Here is a 21,519-nt window from a genome sequence, read left to right as displayed (position 1 = left end):
GTTCGGCGGGACTGACTCAGGGCTCGGAGCCCGCGCCGGGTGGATCGGGGAGCGCATGGTGGTCGGGTGTCGGTGCGGTGGCCCCGTCGAGGGGCGAGACGTCTGCGAGCAGCACGTCGATCGCGGTGTCGGCGCCGATGACCGCCTCGCCTTCCGCGCTGGCGGCGACAGCGGTGTGGGCCTCGGCGAGCATATGGCGCGGGTGCGGCGGCATCACCGGCGGCAGGGGCACGCCGGGGCCATGGAATCCGTTGCGGGCCAAGCGTTTCAGTGACCGCCGGGCGGTGGCGGCGATGCGCGGGTCGGCGTGGGTGTTCCAGTGCACGTCGAGTTCGTCGACGCTGCGCGCGGTGAGGTAGTGCTCGACACGGTGGCGCCATTCCTTCGCAGAGATCGTCCACAGACTTCGGAGCCGCTGTTCGGGGAGATTCAGCGTGTGCGCGGTACGGCCCGCGCGCATCCACAGCGCGTCCATGTTCCGCAGGAGTTGTTGCGCGGCACCCGGTTCGGGGACGCGTCCGGCGGCATGGCAGCGGTGGACGTAGACGGCATGGAGGGCGGCCGTGTCCTTGAGTTGCTCGGTGTCGGCGGCGATGCGTGAGGGGTGTCGGCGCTGGGGTTTACCGCGACGGGCGGCACGGGGCAGTGGCCTGGTGTCCTGCCATTCGAGACCGCGTTGCCCGAGGGCGCGCACGTGGTCGATCCATTCGCGGGGAACCCCGGCGGCGCCCGCGTCGATCTCGGTCAGGTCGCGTTGCCGATCCACCTGGGTGATGCGGGCGATGAGCTCGGGGTTGGCGCGCGCATCGCCACCGGCGGCGTACATCGCCGCCAGCAGCTGCCCGCTCTCGCGCGCGAGGCGCTGGATCTCGCGCAGCAGTTCGGCGTGGTCGCCATCGATGGGTTTTCCGGCGCCGGTCATGGCTCCGGCTCCACCGTCGGGTCCGCCGCTTCCGCGGGGTGGGCGGGTGAAACCTCTCCCGGGTCGGCCCAGTCGGTTCCAGGGCCGCTGGACCAGATCTCGTCCGCGGGGCGGTCCGGAGTCGGGGTGGGCGGCAGGGCTTGGTGGGCGTCGACGAGCATGTCGCGCGAGTGGGGGATCGGGAGCGGGTCGATGACCTCGCCGCGGGCGAGCCGTGCTCCCAGGACCGCGATGTCACGGTGGGCCTCGATGGCGATGCCCGGCCAGGCGTACACCCACCAGCGCTCCTGCAGCCCGTCGATGTCGTAGCTGTACTCGAGCACGTCGTGGATGCGCCGCCAGCCCTCGAGGTCGCGCACCCACATGCCGTCGTACTCGGCCGGTGTCAGCGCGATCGCGTCGCCGACCTCGCGGGCGCGGTCCCACAGCGCGTCCATCGTGCGCGCCCACTGCTCGGCCACGTCGGGGTCGAGCTCGGGCAGCTCACCCGCGCGCACGAGACGGTTGCGGGCCGCGGCGATCGCGGCCATGTGCTGGACCTGCCAGACATCGCTGGCGACGCCGTCGACCATCTTGTCCCGCACGGGATCGGCGCTGACGGGGATCCTGGGTCGGATTCCGCGGCGGCCGCGGTCGCGGGCAGTGTCGACTCGCGCGCGACCGACTCCGAGGGCCAGCGCGCGGGTTTCGGCTTCGCTGCGCGTGGCGGCGATCGCGTGTATCTGTGCCCGCCACGCCTGGATCGAGGCGTCGCTGCCGACCAGACTGGTGTCGTAACCCTGCGACACCACCTCTGACAGGTGCCTCGACAAGGTCTGGATCTGCGCCAGCAACCGGGTGACCCACGCGGGGTCCGGGCGGTCGGCGGGCGGCGGCGGTGTGGGCGCGGTCATCGTGACGCTCCAGGGACGCACGGTTGTTGGTCGCGCGGGTCGGCGGTCGACCCACGCCGACGCTGCCGAGCACGATGGAGCCGGGTCTGCTGCCGTGGGTCCGCCCGCCGCGTCCTGTCGCGATGCCGATGGTGTGGATCCCCGTGCCGCGGACGATCCGTGCGCGCTTCGCCGGGGGCCTTCTCATCGCCGCGTCGCACGTCGTGCGGGGAGAGACCTACCGGCGGGCAGGCTGTCTCGGTGTCTTCCTGCCGGGTGCGCAGGGTCGGGTACGTGCTCACGACGCCACCTCCGGCCCCGGCCGGGAGCCCGCGTCCGGCACGGCGGGCAGCATCAGCGTCGGCTGCGCCTCCCACTCGGGCACCGCCGCTACGTCCTCGGCGGCGACGGCGTCGACCGCCTCGCCGATGATCTCGCCCGCGGCAGCGGCCGGTGGCCCGTCGCTCCCAGTGGGATCGGCCGCGCTGGCGTAGGTCTCGAAGACCAGTTCGTCGGCCAGTCCCGCCATCGCCGCCTCTGTCCCCGACGACGACTCGCTTTCAGCGTCGAGGGCGGGGTCGGTGACGAATTGCCCTGTGGTGGGATCGATCTCGACGACTTCGGCGTCGATAATGGTGTCCGGGTCGATGTCGACGGCGGTGTCGGCTGGGCCGGGGTGGTACGTCCACGCGGAGTCGACGATCTGGTGCGGGTCTGCTCCGGTGTCCTCGGCGTAGCGCTCGGCGTAGGCGTCGGTGTGCTGGTTGTGCTCCTCGGACAGGTCCGCGGTGGCGTGCGCGGCGGCCCACTGCGCCCCCGCGGTCGCCGCGCCCGCGTACGCGGTGTGCGCGTCGAGGGTTTCGGTGAACCCCATTGCCCTCCGCCGACTCTCGATGAGCAGCTCCTGGTACTCGACCTTCAGCTTGTGCAGGTGTCGGTCCTGGGCGGCGCGGCGGGCGTATCCACGCATCTGCTCGGCGTGGAGGGCGTCGCGGCGGTTGCGGTCGGCCCGCATCCCGGCGATCCGCTCGCGGTGCACTGCCGCCTGACGCTCGTCGAAAGCCTTGTCCGACTCGACTTTTCGCTCGGCGTCGGCCGTCATGGCGTCCAACTGCGCCTGCTTGATGCGCAGCTGCAGGTCGAACAGCGCTCGGTCTCGGCCTTCGCGGTGGTGATATCCCCAGGCTTGCAGCTGGTGGATCTCCCCTTTGCGGCCCTGCTCGACCACGCGGTCGGCCAGCCGCCCATGGTGCTCGGTCACCGACCGGGACTCCGCACCCCGGCGCTGGAGCAGATTCGCGGTCATCGCCGCGGTCTGCATGGATTGCACGAATCCGGTGCGGACTGCTTGGCCGGCCTCCTCGACCGGGTCGCCGCTCTGGGTCATGATCGGACCTCCAATGCTGAAATGCGCCATCCCGCACGCGAATTGGGGCGGGCGGCGCGGACGTAGGTGGTGAAACGAAGGGGGGCCGCGCCGCCGCTGGGGGTCGCGGTCACGGCCAGTACGCGGGCGCGGGCGGTCGCCGTATCGGCGGGATGGTCGTCGGTGCTGATGGTCGCGGTGGCCGTCACCGCGACACCGTCGGCCGCCCACCGCTGCCACTGCGTACCGGAGATCGGGGCGAGCGCCACCGCGGACGCCTCCCCGTGGGCAGCCAGCGCGGGATCCATCAACTGCGCGGCGACCCGGAACGCGGCCCGCTGATCGACCTGAACCGCTGGGCGGTAGCTGAACACCGCCGCCGTCGCCGCGGTCATCACCGCCTCCGCCGAACACGGATCCACCGCGGTGAACGGCTCGGTGAATCCTTGTGCCACACAGGCAGTCTCGACACGGGAGCTGGCGCACCCGGCGGTGGGCAGCAGCGCGAGCCCGATCGCGGCAGCCACGCCGACGACCCAACGAGGACGCGGTCGCGGGGCCGCGTCGGTCGGTGTCGGGGTCATGAGACCGAGTCGGGGTGCGTTCACGGGTCCACCTCGGTATCCGGCGTGTTCGGTGAGGGGTCGGTTCCGGTCGGCGGGTCCGGTTCGGTGGGCGACCAACCGGCCTCGGAGCCGGGCAGGGCGACGTCGATCGCGGCTTCTGTCTGCTTCAGGTCCAGGGCATCCAGGCCGGCGCCGGGTGGCAGCGCGACGGAGTCCGTGTGCGCTTCGGGGGGTGTCGCGTCGTCGACCACGTGGTTCAGCAGCACCACAGTGAGCTCGGCCTCGGCCGCGACGCTGGGATAGGTGTAGGTCAGCCAACGCTCGGCAAGAGCGTGCGCATCGGTGACCATGTAGCGGGCAACCAACGCCTGCCCGTCGAGGTCCCAGAGTTGCCGCCATTGCGCCGAGGTGACCCCGATCACGTCCGCCATCGCGGCAGCGCGGTCGATCAGGGCCGCCACGTTACGGTGCACTCCCTCCACGGCCGCCGGTTCCGGCACGTCCGGCCGGGATCGGCCGACGATCTCCACCGCACCCATATCCGCCACTTGCTCGAAGTCGGCGGCGAGTCCGCGCAAGGTCCGTTCGACCAAGGCCGCGTCGAGCCCGGCCGGGTCCACCTCGTGCGGCCAAGTCTGGCGGCGATGACCGGCCATCCACGCCATCGCGGTAATCCGTGGCGGGACACCACCGCCGCGCGCGGCGGCCACCGCTTGGACGCGACCCCTCATCAGTTCCTTCAGCAGTCCCTCGTGGGCGTCAACGATCTGCGGGGGCCACGATCTGGACGCGATCGTTTCCACCAACGTCGTGGTGGCCGAGGCGAGGGCGTACACCTCGCGCAGCAACTTCGCCTGCGGCTCGGTCAAGGGATAACCGAGCGGGTTGTCGGGGTCGAAGCGGGTCATAGGCCGACCCCCCGGTCTGAATCCGACGGCTCGACACCCGTGCCGTGGAGACCTGCTGCTGGCGTGGTCCACGTACCACCGCAGTCATCGATGTCGAGACCCGTTTCGGCGCCGGTCTTTCCCGGATGGTCGATACCCGGCGGGAGGGTCAACGCGCGCTCAGCGGCGGCGATCATCTCTTCCGGACGGGGCGGCAGCGGACCGGGCGTCGTGACCTCGGCAGATTGCGCGCGGCGAGACCGGACACCGGAGACCTTGTAGTCCGCGCAGGTGCGCCAGCGGGTGAACAGCTCATCGTCGCTATCTGCCCTGGCGACGACAGCGAGGACGCGCTGCCACCGGCCGACGTCTGTGCCCCACAGCTGCTCCCGTTCCTCGGTCAGGTCCGCGGCGTCGGCCTGCATGGCGAGGCGCGCCCAAACCTGACCCATCACGTGATCGATCCGAGTCGCGGTCGCTGGATCCGGTTCGGTCAGGATCCCCGCCCCGTCCAAGCGTTCGCGGCGCAACGCCACCAGGGCAGCCATCTTCTCCAGCCGCCACACCTCCGCTTCGACCGTGTCGATGATCACGACGCGCTTTTCATCCACAGCACCTTCGTGCGGGTGTGGGTGAAAATTCGTGTAGCGCATTCCTTCTCGGGAGTCGCGGATGGCGGCGCTGATCCAGTCATGTGGGATGCCGCGAGCCACCGCGTGGTCTTTGAGATCATTGGCGCGGTCGAGGAGCCGCTCGACCGTCTCCCGCCATTCCTGGCTCTGGCGCGGCACCGTCGTGCGCGGCGGCCCGTAATGCAGATCCTTGATTTCGGCGTAAGTGTCCTGGAGCAGGCGCAGCAGCTGTCGGTGCCGCCGCGGCAGTTCCCACCATGGAGCACGTTTCCGTCTGGTCATGACCGCGTCGCCCCTCGCCCCGGTGCGACCTCGCCAACCAGCGACGGCGACTGCGCGGCGCGGCTGGATCGGACCGTGCCGCTGGACAGTGGGAGCACGGTCCCTGGCGATGGACGGGCCGCGCGGTGGATCAGGGTGTCCAGATCACGGTCGCGCCAGGAGATCCATGTCTGCGAGGGATGCCGGGCCGCGTTCGTGCGGCCATCGATCGCCAAGATCAGGCGGAGGCCGCTTCCGACGGCTGCCCGCGCGAGGACGCGCTGGTCGACGGTGGTGGCCGTGATCAGGCGAAGCGACACGACCGTCGCGTACTCGCCTCGCGCTCGTGCGCGTCCTGCCAGCCAGATCGCTTGCAGCGCAGCAATTTCCGTCGCGCATGCCGGGGTGTCGATGAAGAGGGCGGGGTGAAACGGGGCGTGCCAGATCGTCTGGTCGGCGTTGCAGACGGTGAACGTGGAAAGTGTTGCTGCGCTGGAGAGTTCGATCCAAGATAGACCGAATTCGGCGGTCTGCCGGGGGTTCGGTGCGTCTGCACGGATATTCGGCTGCCGCTCGGATTTGCGGTGGCGAGGTTCGGTGACGGACATCGTTGTGCTCCCAGGGGTAACGGGTGTGGTTGATGTCCCTCGTGATGCGCGTTCGTGGGGGCGCCAGCGGCGGTCGGTGCCAGCGACTGCCGTGACCAAAGATGGTGTTGTGCGGTTGTTCTCGTGCCGGTCTCGGTGACGCTTCCGGAACGACCGGGACCAACGCACCGATCTTCCGGTGGGGTCAGTCCGGTTCCGCACCGGCCTCTCGGCCGATCTCCGGCGGCGCTGGGCCGGCTGTGTTGACGGGCTGCCACTCCGGTGCCGGAACCGCGGTCATCGTTTCGGCGGCGGTCGTCGCCGACCGCGCGGACTCGATTGCCGCGCCGCTCGGGGAACCCGTGGTTTCGTTTCCCGCCCGCAGCGCGGCGAGGGCATCGACGGCGAGTTCCTCCACTGTCGGGGGCAGCACACGAATCGGCGCAGCCCGGTTCCCCGACCCCACGTATTCGCGCAGATACGGTGGTTCTTCCACATCACGGTGCCGCGCAATCGCTCGCCATGCCGCTTCGAGCGCGAGATCGTCGTGGGTTTCGATGCTCACCTGGGCCAAACGCCGCATCCCCTCCACACCGTGGTGGTCCCACACCGTCGCCGCTTGCTGGTCGGTGAGCCCCGCCGCGCCGGCCAACAGCGCGATCCGCGTCCAGCGGACATTCAGGCTGCGCTCCACAGCGGCAATGGCGATCGGGTCGGAACCGAAAGGGAAACCCTGCCCCAGTCGCTCCTGACGGGCGACGTGGAGCAGCACCATCCGACGAAGTGCCCCCCATTCGTGCTCGATCATCGTGATGATCGATCCGCGATCGGCGGCGGCCAGCACGGGCGGGCCGGCCGTGCGAGGTGATCGAAATTCGGTCTGTGGCATGAACGTTCTCCTTCTCATTGCCAGTTCAGGGTTCGGTTCCCGGATCGGCACCCGGGGGCGGGTGGGGCATGGGCGGGGGCGGGTCGAGGGGCTCCCAGGTCTGCGGCTCGGGCGGTGTCGGCGCGAACGGATCGGGTGCGGGTGGGAGGCGTGGGGGGACGAGGGCGTGTTCCACCGCGCTGATCATGTCCGTCGGTGTCGGGAGCGTGTGGTGCCAGACGTTGCCGGTGATCGGGCTGATCGCGGAAAGGCCTGTGCGTGTGCCTGCCTGCGCCTGTACGTCGGTGATCCGGGCGTAACCCCACCACCGTCGCGCGAGTTCGTCGTCGCTGTAGCTGGCCGCGGCGATCACATCACGCCATTGCTCGATGGTGGTGGCCCACAGTCCTTTTCGTTCGACGGGAGTGAGGTCGAGTGACGCGGCCAGGCTGTCGGCACGCAGCCACGTGGTGATCATGATCCGCTGGAACTGTTGCGCCGCACCGGGTTCGGGTTCAGTGAGCACGCCGTGGCCGTAGAGGCGGTCGCGTCGCGTTGCGGAGAGAACCGCCATGTGTTGGAGATGCCACACGTCCTCGGCGAGCAGGTCGATCAGGACCTCGCGCTGCCGGTTGGTGCCACGGGCAGGGTCGGCGTAGTGGTCGAGGTAGCCGATGCCGCGATCTCCGAGTTCACCGACCTCCTCCAGCCAGTGCCGCGAGATGCCAGAAGCCAGCGCGCGCTGTTCGAGATCGTCGATCAGCGCCTCGATGGCGGAGATTTCTTCCCGCCCGTTGGTCTCGGTCGCCTCGCTTCGGTGCCCGCCGCTGGCCAGATAGGCGCGTCTGAGCGTGGCTCGCCGTACGGCTAGGTCCTGGATTCGCTGCATCAGCCGCGCCCGCCAAGCCGGCTCGTTCTGCCAGGGGGGTGGGGTGTCGCTCACCGCATTCCCCTTTCCGCGAGCCCGCTCGTCCCCGCGCCGCCACAACCCTCGCCGCGCGGCGCCGGTGCGGCGCCGAGATCCGCGTGCTGCGCTCGTCCGGTTGCGTGGTCGTCGGCGCTCAAGGCTCGATCCCCGGCATCAAGAACGGGGGGTTGCGCGGAGGCCCGCACGGCGGTGTGAAGACGACCTCGGTGTCGGGAAGGTGGCTGAATTCGACCGCGGCGGTCGCTGCCGCGGCGATGGCGTGACCGGCCGTCGGCGATGCGGTCGACTCCGCCGCGGAGCTCGGCCGCACCGGTGAGGCCGTGTGCCCCAACAGGTTTCGGCTGATCCGCACCAGCACATCGGGCGCGCGCGAGCCGAGCTGGGCCTCCTCGCCCGTCATCCCGGCGGCGCTCAACGCGGCGACTTCCCGCTCGAGCGCTACCGTGTACGAGCGTGCGTGCGCCCGCCAGCGTTCGGCGAGGTCGGCGACGCTGCTGCCGCGGACGCTGTCGATAACGGCTTTCCAGCCGCTCTGGGCGCCCCACAGCTGGTCGGCTTCTCCCGGGGTCACCTCGAGCACCCAGGACAGCGCGGCGATCCGTTGGGCCAGCGCACGCAGTTTCCGGTCGATCAGCTGCGCGGTCCCGACCTCGCCGCGCCGCCCCCGATCGCCGTAACCCGCGATAACCGCGGCGACGTCCTGGGCTTGCCGCGCTTCGGACGCCAGCCGGGCCAGCGATTCCGCCCGCGGAGTCACACGTGCGGGGACGCGCCAATTCAATCGTCGATTCCACGGCAGCCGCTGCGTGCCACGCTCGCGCACCTGCTCGACCCACTCACCCGGCACGCCCGCCGCCGCCGCGACAGTCTCCAACCCCCGGCCCAATCGAGCAGCCTCGACACGGCGCGCATCCCACCCCGTACGGCCTGCCGCTCTCGGGAACGATGCGGGCGTGGCCGCGGTGACGTACTGGGCGTGAATCTCCTTCAGCAACCGGAGTTGCCGCGCTGTCGGCCGCACTGTCGGGGCGGTCACGGGGTCGCTCCCCCGCCGTATCGATGCTGCCGCGACGAGGCCGACACAGCGCCGTCGAAGATATCGTGTTGCGTCACAGGGAATTCCTTTCCTCGGTGTTCGGGTTTCGTGTGGTCGCCGGAGGGGTGTAGCGGCGCACCTCGAGGTGCTCGCCTCCCCACAGGGGCGCGACGGTGACGGTCTGGCCGCTCTGCGGCGCGTGCAAGATCAAGTCCGTGCCGGAGTTGTTGCGGCCGTAGTAAATTCCGACGTGATGCGGTGTGCTCTCGCCGGGCGCGGTGAAGAAGATCAGATCCCCTGGCTGGCGTTGCTCGAACGGAACGACCTGCGCCGCGGGGTCGTTCTGCTGGGTTCCGGTGGTGCGCGGCAACCGGATTCGACCACCGGACGCTTGATAGACCGCGTATTGAGTGAGACCTGAGCAGTCGAATCCGCCGTTGGTCGGCCCGGTGAAGTCCCCGCCGCCCCACACATAGTCGGTCCCGATCCAGCGTTCGGCCGCGCGGATCACCGCCGCCCCGAACTCGCTGGCCTCCGGGAGCGGGGCGCCACTGCCCGTCGCTCCGCACCCGACGGGGAGCTGGGTATCGGTCGGTGCGGGGTCCACGTCGACGTCGGCGAACATCGCGTACAGCCGCTCGGCGAGATCGAGCGCGCCCGCGTACGCGTTCGGCGCCGACAGCTCCACCGCCTGCGCCAGCGCAGCCGGCGACATCACTTGTGCCCCAGCTACTTTCACCGCCTGGGAGTAGAACCACGTGATCTGATAGGTCGGCGTCATCAGCGCGGCGATCCCGGCAGCTCCCCACACACTGGCCCGCATTTGATGCGGGCCGACCGAGTCGTGGTCGTAGCCGAGCCCGTCGTTGGCGTATCGCAGGGATTCCGGTACCGCGGGGTTGGCCAGATTCCGAAGCGTGGATTCGGTGATCATCGCCGCCAGTTCCGCGACGATCACCGACTTCGGCTGCCGCAGCTGCTTCCCGACCGCCACACCCTGCCGCGCCAGCTGCAACTGCCGCTCGCTCAACCCCACTGGCGCATCGCTGGATCCCGCGCTCTCCGAACTCGGGGTCGCCGACGCCGCGCAGGATACCCCGGGTTCCACCCCGACGATCACCACCAGCAACAACAGCAATGTCACGGGAAGTGAGATCGCCAGTGTGGCAGTGACTTTCGACGCGTTCATCGCTCACGCCTCTCACCCCCTCTTCCGGGCTCCCCCGAGCCAGCCGATTGGTCACCGGTTCGACACTGCGGTCGTTGAAGCTCTCGTGAGCTGTTCGAATCCGATCTCGGCGCTACCGCGCGCCGCCCCGTTCCAACCGGAAGCGTCGAAGAGCGAATGGGGAAAATCCGGTTGCGCCCCAGCATCTTTCGCGTTCTGTCGGGTCTTTTGCCCCACGCGGCCCGTTTCGTCAGGGCGTTCACAGTTCGACTCCCGTATCCGGGACCGGTGGTGGCAGCGGGTCAGGTCGTGTCCCGACCGCGTCGGCGCGCCCCTCAGGGAGGGTGGAATCCGGGCCGGGCGGCAGCATGGCGTCGACGGTTTCCGTGGTGAGGGCGGCGGCCGAGGCACCAGCGCGCCGGACGGGGGTCACCAGCTCCTCCACCGCCACGCGAACGTCGGCAGCCAAGGGTGCGACGTCCTGGAAGGGATAGGTCCGAGTAGTGAGCGCGATCGGGCCCATCCAGTCCGTTGGACGCCGATACCCCACGGCGGTGAGGACCCTCTCGCCCCACTGGTTCGGTCCAGAACGCGCGTCGACGTGCCAGACCTGAACCCGGCCCGCAGCGCCGATGTCCAGGAGCACCCGATCGACACCGAGAGCATCCATCATGCTGTGGATGTCGCCGCAGCCGTAGACGACCGTGCCGTCGGGATGCAGCACCACGAAATCAGCGTTCTCGCCCATCGGCTCGCCCTGCCCTGTGTCAACCGACAGATAGCGGGGATCGGCCAAATGTCGAATCGAACGAGCGGCGAGCGGCAAGTCGGGGACACGTCGATGGGAATGCCGTCATGACTCATGGGAATCTCCCGCGGCGGCCGTCGCAGTGGGATGGTGCAGATGTTCGAAGCGTCGGTTGGTGTCGTGGACGCGGCTGCGACGTTCGGTGGGAGTGAAGGTTTGCCGGAAGGGGATACCGGGTTCGGCGGCCTCGCCGGTCTTCAGCAGGAAGCAGCCGGTACCCGGTGGCACCTCGAGCTGTCCGGTGTCGTCGATGCGGTCGTCGGTGGGTGGGCGCGGCGCGGCCCACGACGTGAGGAGCAGTTTCTCCGTCTCGGTGATCGACACCGCCGCACGCAACCGGGTGACCTCCTCCGGGCCGACCGGACCGATGATCTTCGCGCGGGCGCGTTCGAAGAAACCCAACGCTTTGGCCTGTGCCGCAACCGAATCGAAAGCAGCGAGGTCTTTGATGGTGTGGCTGCACATGATCAACCCGGTGCCCAGCGTCCGATTGAGGCGGGTCAACGCGTCGGTGCGGTCGACCATGAACTCCCCGACGCCGAGCACGCGCCAGATCTCGTCCATGACGACCTCGTAGGCGCGAGGAACCGCCACTCCGGCGTCAGCGAGGGCGTGCGCGGCGGCGATCGCACCGAACCCTTCCGACCAGCAGACCATCAGCGCCGCGGCGAGAAGTTTGGTGTCGCCTTCGGGGATGCGGGAGACGTCGATGCACACCGCGGGGCTGTCCAGATTCAGAGGTGTACTCGTCTGCCGGTCGAAGATCTCCCCCCAGGGACCTTCCACCAACGCTCGTAGCGATCGCCGCAGAATCTTGGTGGTGGCCCGATAGGCGGTAGCCTCGTCTTCCTCGGCGAAGCGCATCAAACGATCGGCGCCCCCGGCGATCACCGCTAGCAGATCCGACAGCCGAGGCGGTGTTTCCGGAGTGAAACCGCCTGTTGCGCTGTACAGTTCGCGCAGACCGGCCGCGATGAGGGTTTCCTCGTAGTCCGCTACGCGAGACCCACGCACGAGTTCGATCAGCCCCGCGATGATATTGACCTGTCCGGCCTCCACGCGCGCCGCAACTTGGCGGCGCTGATCGGGATCCGGGAGTCGATCCACGACCTGGCCGAGCGCGCCGACCGCGAGGGGGTTGATGCTCCCGTACCCATAGCCGAGGTCGATGACCTGCCCGCCGAGGCGCTCGACCAGCTCCCGGTAGTCAGGTTTGGTGTCGCCCATACACAACACGGTCCGACCCGAGGCCACAGCGCCAGTAACCATGCGACGGATCAGCGAGCTTTTGCCGAACCCGTTGAGCGCCAACACGAATGCGATGGGAGCGCTCAAGTATCCACGCACGAACCACGCCATCGGGTCGAAATGCACGGGCGCACCGGTGATGTAGTGGCTGCCGACCGGGGTTCCGACGATCGGAGCGCTCGCTCCCACACACCACGGCCACAGACCCGCCACCTGAACCGTGGTGGCTCGCCATTCCGGCGGCGCGGTGACCACGCTGGCGCGGCCCCCACCGCGACCGACATAGCCGCGGTCGGACAACCGCGCCAGGGGGCGCTCGAAGCCGTCGTTTCGCCGATCCTCGGCCCGGCGCGCCGCGGTCGCCCGGCGGTGATCATCCGAGGACAACCGTGCCCGCGCCCGAGCGCCGCGCCAACCCCGTTGCGCCGCAGCAGCTTCGATGACGGCCCGCGCGGCCGGGGTGAGCACTCGGATACCCGCCACCGTCATCGTCGATGAGACGCTCGCCCTTCGGGTCCTGGTCGTTCCGGTCATGACGAGACCCCGCTCGTCAGGGAGGTGTGGTCGGGCAGGATTACTCCGATGCCGAGCGACGAGGCGAAGCTCGCCGCCTGGGTGCCGTAGCAGCGGCGCAGGGTCAGCCGAGACGCCGCCGCCATCGCGCGGACGATCGCTTCGATACCGGGCAGGTCTGCGTCCAAGCGATCGGTGATGGTCACCAGCACACCGAATCTCGTCAGACCAGCGCCCTGGGCTTGCTCCTGGCGAGCCGTGCTCGTATTGGAGACCCGGATCGTCGCCGCGGCAGAGGCGATTCCGCGTTCGGTCTGCTCCGCGGCCAAGGCGTCGCGGTAGTCCGAATCGACGATGTCGGTGGCCTCGGCCGCCGAATGCAGGCGATAAACGATCGCCACCCGCTTGCGCGGCACGTCCGCGCGGGGACGGACCAACTCTTCGAGCACCGTTTCGAGCACTGCGCCGCGCGGGGCGGCGTCCATCTCCCAGGTGATCGACCGGCCACCGTCGTGCACATAGTGGTCCCACAGCTCGTCGTGCGCCACCGGGCCGACGGTGGACCACGACTGCGTGGACTCGATCTCCCTGCCCGCGGCCTCGATATCGCGTTGGGCGGCCAGATCGTAGCGGGACCGCACCAGGCCGAGGACCTCCCACGCCTCGAGCGGGGTCGCGGGCAGCCCCGCGCGGGCGAGCTGGGACAGCACCCCTTGCAGCCGCTGCCCGATCTCGCGGGCCTGCTCCGCGAGATCGCGCCGGATTCGGCCTTTCCCCACCGCCCGGTAGGTGATCGCGATGCGCGCCTCCACCCGCACCCCGACACCACCGACATCGGCCGCCGCCTCATGCATGACCGCGCGGGCGTACTCCGGCACACCGGGCCGCACGAGACGCGCGACTTCGCGGCGCTGTTTGAGCTGGGTCTCCACCACGGTCTCCAGCACCGCGGTCACAGCCACCACATCCCCGCCACGGGACTGCGCGGCCAGGAAACGTCCGTACTCCTCCACCCAGGCGTCGATCTGCCCTTGGTCGACCAGTTCTTTTCCGCGAGGGAGCACTCGCAGCACCACCGTGTAGTGGTCCGTGCGCCGTACGTGGACGACGGCGAACCTCCTACCCCCCGGCGTCTCGTACTCCGCCAGTCGCGAATCAGCCAGTAACCCAGGAAGTTTCGCGACACCCGGGATACGGGAGAAACGCCCCGCGCGGTAGAGGTGCTCTCCCCTCGACCGCGCCACCGCGAATTGCGCCCGCAGCGCGAGGTATTCCCATCCGGTCCGGCCGCCCACGGTCACCGCCAGCGGAATGAAAAGCACTGCGGCCCCGACGATTACGACGGCGGTCACGGTGATCGAACGGGTGATCAAGAACACCAGCATCACGAGAATCACCAGACCGAGCCCGAGCATCGAGACCCCCCAAGTGAGCCCGAAGAACCCCGCCGATCGTGGTCGTTCCCAGCGCCCGTACATGCGCGTGGTCATCGCCGCACCTCCCACGGTCCCGGCGCGTCCGCACCGCGCTCCGCCTCCCCCACCGGCTGCGCCGCGCCCCCCGCAGCCGAAGAAGCCTGCTGCCCAGCCGATCTCCCGGCCTGCGCTCCCGCCGCGACCGCCGCGCCCACCGGCCCCGCACCCGCAGCCGCTGTCGACGCTCCCGCGCCGGACTGCGCAGCCGCCTGCCGACCGGATCCGGTGTCGGCCGCTCGCGCTCCACCGCCGCCTCCCCCAGCCGGAGCAGCGCCCCCGGAGCCCCCGCCACCCGGCATCGGCCTCCCGCCCCTACCGGACGAGGAGCTTGGCGACGAGGGAGGGGGCGGTGCAGATCCGTTGGGCGCGTTCTCCCCTTCGCTGACCGCCCGCCCACTCGAACCGCCGCCGCTGCCCGCGGACCCCATCGCGAGCCCGAGAGCTCCACCGGCCAGCGTTCCCGCGGCTCCCCCGCCGCCGCCGAGCGTGGCCACCGCCGGAGCCACCAGCCGCATCAACGCGGGAAGCACCAGCGTCACCGAGACCAGCAGGATCATCCCGAGCAAGATCAGCTGCGGATCCTGTTCCTTCGTGTTTCCCGCTGCGGTGAACGCGATCGCGTACATCAACGCGCCCACCGGTTTCCATAGGACGAACGCGAGCGACCAACCAAGCAGCCGCTTCCAGGCTTGCGATCCTGGCCCGGTTCCCGCCGCCGCGGCCGCGATCGGTAACACCGCCACAACGAGCACCAGCATCGCTTGGCGCAGCACCAGCATGACCAGCTGGATGAGCATGCTGATCACCCCGACGATCCCGATGAACAGCAACACGCCTGTTCCCAGCGCGTCGGCAAGGGGGTCGACGGACACCAGTCGGTTCATTGCGCCGGCGAGGTCGCCGTCGGTGGCTTCGAAGATCACCCAGTGGGAGAATGCGTCTCCGGCTTTCGTACCGCTGGTGACAGCGGCGGCGAAGAGCATCGAGGCGAATACGCCGCGCGCGAATATTAGAAACGATTCTTGTGCTTCTCCCGCGAGGCCACCACGTTTGGCTAGCGCCAATCGCGCTGCGGCGAAGAGAATTCCGCCGATCATCAACAGCAGCTGCAAGCCACTGGTGTAGTCGCGGATCGACACCAGGACCGGCCCAGGTTCTCCTGTCTCGGAGGCCAACTGCGGCGAGGGCAGCTGAAGCCACCAGGTCATCGTCAAGCGGATCAGCAGCGCCAGCCCATCGGCAATCGTCTTGACCAGGTCCTCGAGCGCGGACTTGCCCACATATCCTGCTGCGTCACTACCTAGGGTGCAGGCGCCCCCAGGTCCGGTGAGCAGGTCGCACAGATCCTTCGGAGACAGCTGCGTGTGGTTCGCGTCCGTGAGTGGTAATGCGAGGATCGAAGTGGTCATGCGGTGCCCTTCCACATACCGAAGTCGTTGAGACTCGGAACGGGTCGGCCTGGCTGCCATAGCCTTTCGATGTCGTCAGGTACTCGCACGCGCCAGTCGCCGTCGACGTAGACCATGGGCAGCGTGGCGATGGTCCAGCCGTCGCGGGCGCGGCCAGCGATTTCGACGACCGCGAGGTCAGGACGGTATCCAGGCAGGACTCGAACCCCTTCGGGCACGGTGACGTAACGGCCCGCCGCGGCGTTGTTCCGGTGGCTCCGTGTGAATCTCGCTTCCAGCGCTTCACCGCCGCCGAGATACCGCTCGCGCACAACCGTTTGCCAGACGCCCTCGGGTGCCGCCGTTGCGCGGGCAACCGCGTCGCACGCGGCCAAGCCGGCGCCTTGGGGCGTATCGGCGAATCCCGAGGCGATACCGTTCTGGATGCGGGCGGGGCCGTCGCTGCGCGACACCGGCAAGGCAGCGCCGTCCCAGCCGCGCTGCCATTGGATTCCTGCCGGGGGTGCGGTGAGGTAGTCGGGGCGGGCGGGGTCGAGACGTGCGGTCGGGTCTTGGGGAAGTGGTTGTCCGGCGGGGTCGCTCACACCTTCGAGCCGGTTACCGAACATGTCCGCCGACGGCAGGCTGGTGCCGGATAGCGCGGCGGGTTCTGTCGGAGTTGCGGTGGGACCGGGCGATGGGGTGGGGTCAGGGCCCTGCCGGATGTGGGCCAGAACGAGTGCCAGCACGATCGCCGTGATGCTGATGGCGAGGATGAGACGCAGGCGGTTGTTCACGGTGCAGTCCGTTCTCAGCGCATCGGGAGGGTGACCAGGCCCGCGGGCAAGCTGGTGGGATTGGCGACGACGGGGACCTGGGGCTGGTCGGGCAGCAGCAGTTTCCAGTCCTCGGCCATCCATACGACCGTCGCGGTGTTGCAGGTCAGGGAGCTGTCCGGTTGCAGGCTGTAGATCGCGGTCGCGGCGCGGTCGGGTGTGTAGCTGGTGACCTGGTAGCCGAGGATCGTCACCACGGGTCCGGACGGTGGTTCGGTGATCGACAGTTGAGCGCGGGCCACTGCCCAGGCGTCGCGGCCAGGGCCGGGCGCGAGCATCTGCTGGCCGACCGTCGGCCATTGATTGTCGGTGGCCACCGACATCCGGACCGTGGCTTGTATCGCCGCCAGCGCCGCCCCCACAGGGCTGTGATCGAAGCCCGTCGCGGCCGCGTCGGTCTGACGATGAGGGCCTTGGTCCGCGAGGGGAACTACGATGCCCTGGAACCGATCCGATCGAAGGTTCGTGGGCGCGGCGTGCACGTCGGCGTTGGATACGGCAGGGGTCGTGTCGGTGTGACTGGTGCAGCCGACCAGTGCTGCCAGTCCGAGAAGCGAGACGGCCAGGGCGGCGACATGGGGCGTAGTAGCGCGTTTCACGGTGTGGCTCAAGGCTTTCGGTGATTCAGTGGGTGGGTAGGAGTGCGGCAGCGATGCCGCTGGCGGATCCGACGAGGGCTGCGGCGAGGAGCGCGCCGACGAGTCCTTCGATCGCTTCGTCGCGGTACATCCGGACGGTCAGTTGTCCGGCGACCCAGATGGCGCGGGCGATGCACAGCAGCAGCACCAGCCACGCCAGCCAGCCGAGGAGCTGGGTCAGGGGCCCGGTCACGGTGGGCGGCAAGGGTTTTGCGGTCACGAGACGTCCTCGATCCAGTCGTCGATTTCGACGGAGGGGTCGTCTCGGTCGGCGCGGTAGGCGACGTCGAGGGCGGCGAGGATCGCGGTGACCGCGTAGTCGGGGTCGGTGTGGGGCAGGGAGTGTCCCGCGTCGGGTATCACTTCCAGGTCCGACCACAGCTTGTCGGCCAGCCGTGCCGACTGGGTCGCGGGCACCACCTTGTCGCGCCCGCCTGCATACACCCAGGACGGGACACTGCGCAGCCCCGCGGCGACGTCCTCGGTGATGGTGTAGTTGCGGTAGCTCTCGAGGATGTCGGCGCTCACCCGCGGATCGGTCGCTCTGTCACCGATGGTGAGCTGAGCCCTGGATTTCCGGCCCGCCCGCCGGAATTGGTGTTCGAGCATTGCGGCGGCGACGGCGGCGACCCCGTCGAGACACCCTCGGCGCAGACGGGCCACCCGCTGAGGCAGGCGGCGGAATGTCGTTGGGAGGGAGGGGAATTCGGGGAATTCACCACCTCCGTTGAACACGATCAGTCCGGAGAGGGCGGCGGCCCGTCTGCGGTATTGGGCGGCGTAGGCGCCGACGGTGAGCGCTCCGGCGCAGTGGGCGACGACGAGGACCGAGCCGCTGGTGATGGCGAGCACGGCGTCGAGATCGTCTGCCAGACGGCGCACCGTGGTGTGCGCCGTACGGTGAGGGCGGCCGGATTCGCCGTGTCCGCGTTGGTCGTAGGTGATCTGGGTGATGCCGCCGCGCAGGCAGTCGTCCACGCGCTCGACGACCGGAGTCCAGTACTGCCGGTCGCACAGCAGCCCGTGCACGTAGACGAGCGTGGCGGGCGAATCGGGGCGGCCGGTGCAGGTGGCGGCCAAGCGCACCCCGTCGCTGGCGGTGATGGTGAGGCGGTGGGCTTCGGTCGACGTCATGACAATTCCTTTGCGAGTTCGAAGAGAAAGGACCGAGGAATGGGGTTGCGGGCGCGGGAAGGGGCGCTACCCGCGGCTGGGATGTCAGCCGGAGCCCACGATCTGGGTCATGATCTGTCCCGCGCTGGTGGCGATGACCCCTCCGGCGAGAGCGCCGAGCACGATCTTCGGACTTTCCACCGCGCCGCCGTGCCAGCGCTCCCAGCCGAATTTCCCGCCCGCGTAGATCAATGCGGCGATACCGGCGAGCGTGACGCCCCAGGCCAGCCAGTTCACCAGCTTGGTGAACCCCGCTGCACCTGGCGGTTCGGTGGGTATGATCTTGATTTCGGCGAGGAGGCCGGCGGTCTGGGCGAGTAGCAGGGTCTGGCTCATTCGGTGCTCCCGGACTGGAAATCCGTTGCGAGGGTGCGGCTTTCGGCGATGCGGGCGGTGATGGCGGTTGCGGTGTGGTGGACGTCGATCGGCACGGCTTGGGTCAGGCGGGCGCGGCGCGGTGGGGGTGGGTCGCCTGGCGTGTATTGGGCGAGGTTGTCGAGGTCGTGGGTGAGCAGTTCGTCGTGCCAGCCGAGCGTCCAGACCTCCTCTGCCAGCGCGATGACGGTGCGTTGATAGCGGCGCACCGGGGCTGGGATGCGGCCCGGACGGGCGGGGATCAGGACCAGCCCGACGACGGTGACTCCATCCGGCGTGAGTCCCGCGTGCCACTCACGCAGTCGTTCTCCCGCTGCGACCAGTCCGGGAAGGCAGTAGCGCGCCGCGATGACGACCCGACGGGTCGTATGTGGGTGGGCGGGCCAGGCCCGGCCCGTGTCTGCGGCGGGGGCCCACCACCGCGCCAACGTCGAGGCGCCCGCGCCGCCGTGGGCACCCAGCACCGCGAACAACGGGGGGTGCGGTCCGGTGACCGGCAGCGGGGTTTCGCGGATCGGGGCTCGCCGCTCCGGATTCGGCGCGATGATCGTGGCCGGGTCGACACGTCGCTGGTGCGGTTCGTCGCGGATTCCGGCGGCGCGAGCACCGAGGACAAGGACCGACGCGGGGGTCATCGTTGCCCCTGGATATTGGTGATCACGAATCCGCTCTCACCAGCACGGGTGTTGATCACTTGCAGGTAGTCCACGCGCTGCCCGTCAGGATGAAGTTCGACCAAGTGCACGTTTGCGGCGGTGTCGCTCAGCGGGGTGATCGCTACACAGTGGGTGGTTCCCTCGGGGATGGACGCGATCCCAGCCGCGAGCGCGTCGGGGGCGAGTCCGGCTTCCGGCCCCACCACTCGTAGCGCTTCAGCGGCAGACCGGGCCCGGTAGTAGCCAGCTTCGAACACGGCGATTACGCCCGCTGGCGAGTTCGTGTCGCCGCGCCCGTCGGTGACGACGTTCCCGGTCAGTCCTGCGCAGGCCGTGGCTACCGCTGGCACCGTGGTGGTCGGCGGCCCTGCGGTCACCGTTGATGATGCCGCCTGTCTGCCGGAGTCCCCTGGAGCTAGTACACCGATCACACCCAGAACTCCGATGGCGCCGACGACGGCGATGACGAGCCACATGCGAGGCGAGCGTCGCCGCCGCGATCCGGTGCCGTCGGCGGCTGCATCGGCGGATCCATCGGTGCGATCGAGCCAGGTCCATTCATCCGAATCCGGCTCCGTTTGTGACGCAGGGTCCGGGTTGGGATGCAGAGGGGTCGGGGCGATGGGGGCCGACAGCCACTTCCACTCGTCTCCGGCTCTGCTCGCGGTTTCGATGCTGTTGGTGCTCAACGGTTTTCACCTCCTCGAGGTGCTGGTTGTGAAATGGGAGGGCGGGCCCTTCGGAGGAGACCGGCGAGGGAGGACCGGCCCGTCCACTGGCACTGGACGGCGGGCTCCGCCGAAGGGGCTTCATCCGGTCGGCGCCGTCGGTGTCGTCGTTGCGCCGGCGGAGGATTGGGCGGGGAATCCTGGGGTCGAGGTGGTGGCGGGGCGGGGTGTGTAGGTGGCCGGGTGGGTGGCGTCGATGTCGCGGGCCACTGCGGCGAACCAGTCCGCGGCTGCGCGCAGGGGGGACTGCCCGGCGGGGGTGGCCGCCGCGGTGGTGTAGGCGGTGTGGCGTCCGTCGGTGTCGCTGTAGCGGGACCGCGCCGCGAGCTCGTAGAGATCGTTGTCGGTGCTCAGGGTGGAGCGAATCGCGTCGAACGCCTGGTTCACCCACGTCAAGGCGGTCCGCGGCGGGATCAGCTCAGCGACGGCTCCCGCGATTTTGGTGCCCAGCACCGCGATTGCGCCGAGCGGGTTGCTCATGCCGACCGTGGCGAGTTCGCCGATCGTGGCCGGGGTGATGACTTTGCGGGCGACGGAGACCACGCTGCCCAGTCCTATCGTGCCGAGTTTCATCAGCGCCGCGAGTGCTTGGTCGGGACCGGGTTTCTCCGTCGCCGGGTCGGAGGCTTCGGCCAACCGTTGACCAAGGGATTTCGTCGGGGTGTAGGAGAGCTGGTCGAGGCTGGTGCCGGAGAGGTCTTCGGTGATCACGCCCACCGCGGTGGTCCACGCCGTGGCGGCCAGAGCCTCGGCCGCAGTGGAGATCGCGGCGACAGGGTCACCGGATTTCGATTGCGACGCGATGTTCCTCAGCGCTCTGGTGAGCGGTGCGTCTGTACCTGGTGCGTCGCAGCTGAGGTCCCCGGCTGTGCAGAAGTCGGCGACCCGCCCGGCCAGAGCTCCGTAATCTGTTGCGGTGATGCCGGATTGGCCGATCCCCGACCCCGCTGTCGCGGGCATGGTGAGGGAGATACCCGAGACCGTGGTGCCCGCCGTTCCCGGTACGGGAGCAGGAGTCGTCTGACCGGGGCGCCCGGGCAGGACCGGACCGGGGGCACGGTCGGGGTTGGCGAACAGCGCGATCGCAGCGACTGCGTCGGCCGCGAGCCCGCCGTTCCCTCTCCCCACTTGGTGCGCGAAGTCCGCGACTGCGGCAGCGCCTTGGCCGTATCCCGCAGCGGCGATGCGGGTCGCCGGGCAGCGGCTGACGATCTCGACGGCGGCGTCCTGGATTCGCTGCGTGGCGGTCGCGACGGCGTGCTCGAAGGGCTGCTCAGCGGTGCCGTAGGCCTGCTCGTAGTCGATGTAGGCGCGCTGCACTAGATTTCCGGACCCGGCTAGCAGCGGTGTGAACAGTTGTCCGAGCGCTCCCGTATCCCCGGTAACACTCACACCTTCCTCCGGGCCCTGTACGCCCAGCACATAGAGCGCCGGGCATCGGGGACCCAGCGGCACGTCTGCGTGGCCGACTCCGGCGCAGATCTGGGTGCCCAGCGTCGCTCCCACGACCGCCCCGGCGACCAGTCGCACGGCTTTCGCAGTGTCCAGGCGAGGACGCCGAATGTGAATGACGCTGTGATGCACGGTT

23 protein-coding genes are annotated in these 21,519 nt (G+C 69.4%); all 23 read right to left on the bottom strand.

From position 1 onward, the window contains the following. Positions 1 to 16 precede the first annotated feature (16 nt). Positions 17 to 922 (bottom strand): hypothetical protein, encoded by a 906-nt coding sequence (locus ACWDSJ_RS26185; RefSeq protein ID WP_450034959.1) that lies wholly within the window; start codon positions 920 to 922, stop codon positions 17 to 19. Further along, positions 919 to 1,815, bottom strand: a complete 897-nt coding sequence (locus ACWDSJ_RS26180) for a hypothetical protein (protein ID WP_450034958.1) — start codon at positions 1,813 to 1,815, stop codon at positions 919 to 921. Before ACWDSJ_RS26180 ends, ACWDSJ_RS26185 begins: the two co-directional genes overlap by 4 nt. A gap of 277 nt (positions 1,816 to 2,092) precedes the next feature. After that, the gene (locus ACWDSJ_RS26175) at positions 2,093 to 3,181 is read right to left on the bottom strand and encodes a hypothetical protein (protein ID WP_450034957.1); all 1,089 of its coding nucleotides are present in this window, start codon (positions 3,179 to 3,181) and stop codon (positions 2,093 to 2,095) included. Continuing rightward, complete coding sequence (locus ACWDSJ_RS26170; RefSeq protein WP_450034955.1) at positions 3,178 to 3,768, bottom strand: hypothetical protein; 591 nt, start codon at positions 3,766 to 3,768, stop codon at positions 3,178 to 3,180. The genes ACWDSJ_RS26175 and ACWDSJ_RS26170 overlap by 4 nt, the downstream gene beginning before the upstream one ends. Further along, on the bottom strand, positions 3,765 to 4,634 hold the full coding sequence (locus ACWDSJ_RS26165; RefSeq protein ID WP_450034953.1) for a hypothetical protein: 870 nt from the start codon (positions 4,632 to 4,634) through the stop codon (positions 3,765 to 3,767). The genes ACWDSJ_RS26170 and ACWDSJ_RS26165 overlap by 4 nt, the downstream gene beginning before the upstream one ends. Next, complete coding sequence (locus tag ACWDSJ_RS26160) at positions 4,631 to 5,527, bottom strand: hypothetical protein (protein ID WP_450034952.1); 897 nt, start codon at positions 5,525 to 5,527, stop codon at positions 4,631 to 4,633. Before ACWDSJ_RS26160 ends, ACWDSJ_RS26165 begins: the two co-directional genes overlap by 4 nt. Continuing rightward, positions 5,524 to 6,114 carry a hypothetical protein gene (locus ACWDSJ_RS26155; protein ID WP_450034951.1) on the bottom strand — a complete coding sequence of 197 codons (591 nt, stop codon included), beginning with the start codon at positions 6,112 to 6,114 and terminating at the stop codon, positions 5,524 to 5,526. Before ACWDSJ_RS26155 ends, ACWDSJ_RS26160 begins: the two co-directional genes overlap by 4 nt. A 184-nt stretch (positions 6,115 to 6,298) precedes the next feature. Further along, positions 6,299 to 7,033: a hypothetical protein gene (locus ACWDSJ_RS26150; protein ID WP_450034949.1), complete on the bottom strand. Its 735-nt coding sequence runs from the start codon at positions 7,031 to 7,033 to the stop codon at positions 6,299 to 6,301. After that, a complete protein-coding gene (locus ACWDSJ_RS26145; RefSeq protein WP_450034948.1) occupies positions 7,008 to 7,904 on the bottom strand; it encodes a hypothetical protein in 897 nt (298 codons plus the stop codon). Before ACWDSJ_RS26145 ends, ACWDSJ_RS26150 begins: the two co-directional genes overlap by 26 nt. Positions 7,905 to 8,022: 118 nt before the next feature. Next, positions 8,023 to 8,925: a hypothetical protein gene (locus tag ACWDSJ_RS26140; protein ID WP_450034947.1), complete on the bottom strand. Its 903-nt coding sequence runs from the start codon at positions 8,923 to 8,925 to the stop codon at positions 8,023 to 8,025. 73 nt (positions 8,926 to 8,998) lie between these two features. Next, the gene (locus tag ACWDSJ_RS26135) at positions 8,999 to 10,114 is read right to left on the bottom strand and encodes a C40 family peptidase (protein WP_450034945.1); all 1,116 of its coding nucleotides are present in this window, start codon (positions 10,112 to 10,114) and stop codon (positions 8,999 to 9,001) included. Positions 10,115 to 10,352: 238 nt separating this feature from the next. Further along, positions 10,353 to 10,841, bottom strand: a complete 489-nt coding sequence (locus tag ACWDSJ_RS26130; protein ID WP_450034944.1) for a hypothetical protein — start codon at positions 10,839 to 10,841, stop codon at positions 10,353 to 10,355. 105 nt (positions 10,842 to 10,946) lie between these two features. Then, entirely contained in the window at positions 10,947 to 12,638 is a 1,692-nt protein-coding gene (locus ACWDSJ_RS26125) for a hypothetical protein (protein ID WP_450034942.1), read from the bottom strand. 41 nt (positions 12,639 to 12,679) lie between these two features. Continuing rightward, positions 12,680 to 14,152 carry an SCO6880 family protein gene (locus ACWDSJ_RS26120; protein WP_450034940.1) on the bottom strand — a complete coding sequence of 491 codons (1,473 nt, stop codon included), beginning with the start codon at positions 14,150 to 14,152 and terminating at the stop codon, positions 12,680 to 12,682. Next, positions 14,149 to 15,546, bottom strand: coding sequence for a hypothetical protein (locus tag ACWDSJ_RS26115; RefSeq protein WP_450034939.1), 1,398 nt, complete (start codon positions 15,544 to 15,546; stop codon positions 14,149 to 14,151). Before ACWDSJ_RS26115 ends, ACWDSJ_RS26120 begins: the two co-directional genes overlap by 4 nt. Continuing rightward, on the bottom strand, positions 15,543 to 16,322 hold the full coding sequence (locus ACWDSJ_RS26110) for a hypothetical protein (RefSeq protein ID WP_450034938.1): 780 nt from the start codon (positions 16,320 to 16,322) through the stop codon (positions 15,543 to 15,545). The genes ACWDSJ_RS26115 and ACWDSJ_RS26110 overlap by 4 nt, the downstream gene beginning before the upstream one ends. A 14-nt stretch (positions 16,323 to 16,336) precedes the next feature. After that, positions 16,337 to 16,960 carry a hypothetical protein gene (locus tag ACWDSJ_RS26105; protein WP_450034937.1) on the bottom strand — a complete coding sequence of 208 codons (624 nt, stop codon included), beginning with the start codon at positions 16,958 to 16,960 and terminating at the stop codon, positions 16,337 to 16,339. A gap of 25 nt (positions 16,961 to 16,985) precedes the next feature. Next, complete coding sequence (locus ACWDSJ_RS26100) at positions 16,986 to 17,219, bottom strand: hypothetical protein (protein ID WP_450034936.1); 234 nt, start codon at positions 17,217 to 17,219, stop codon at positions 16,986 to 16,988. After that, entirely contained in the window at positions 17,216 to 18,133 is a 918-nt protein-coding gene (locus ACWDSJ_RS26095; protein ID WP_450034935.1) for an alpha/beta fold hydrolase, read from the bottom strand. The genes ACWDSJ_RS26100 and ACWDSJ_RS26095 overlap by 4 nt, the downstream gene beginning before the upstream one ends. 84 nt (positions 18,134 to 18,217) lie before the next feature. Then, on the bottom strand, positions 18,218 to 18,508 hold the full coding sequence (locus ACWDSJ_RS26090) for a hypothetical protein (RefSeq protein WP_450034933.1): 291 nt from the start codon (positions 18,506 to 18,508) through the stop codon (positions 18,218 to 18,220). Beyond that, on the bottom strand, positions 18,505 to 19,182 hold the full coding sequence (locus ACWDSJ_RS26085; protein WP_450034932.1) for a DUF6668 family protein: 678 nt from the start codon (positions 19,180 to 19,182) through the stop codon (positions 18,505 to 18,507). Before ACWDSJ_RS26085 ends, ACWDSJ_RS26090 begins: the two co-directional genes overlap by 4 nt. Further along, positions 19,179 to 19,892 carry a hypothetical protein gene (locus ACWDSJ_RS26080; RefSeq protein ID WP_450034931.1) on the bottom strand — a complete coding sequence of 238 codons (714 nt, stop codon included), beginning with the start codon at positions 19,890 to 19,892 and terminating at the stop codon, positions 19,179 to 19,181. Before ACWDSJ_RS26080 ends, ACWDSJ_RS26085 begins: the two co-directional genes overlap by 4 nt. Before the next feature lie 120 nt (positions 19,893 to 20,012). Then, entirely contained in the window at positions 20,013 to 21,461 is a 1,449-nt protein-coding gene (locus ACWDSJ_RS26075; RefSeq protein ID WP_450034929.1) for a cutinase family protein, read from the bottom strand. Between the last annotated feature and the right edge of the window lie 58 nt (positions 21,462 to 21,519).

It is taken from the genome of Nocardia sp. NPDC003482 (genome assembly GCF_053588115.1).
Note: the sequence above shows the minus strand (reverse complement) of the source record. Positions and strands in the feature narration are given on the sequence as shown.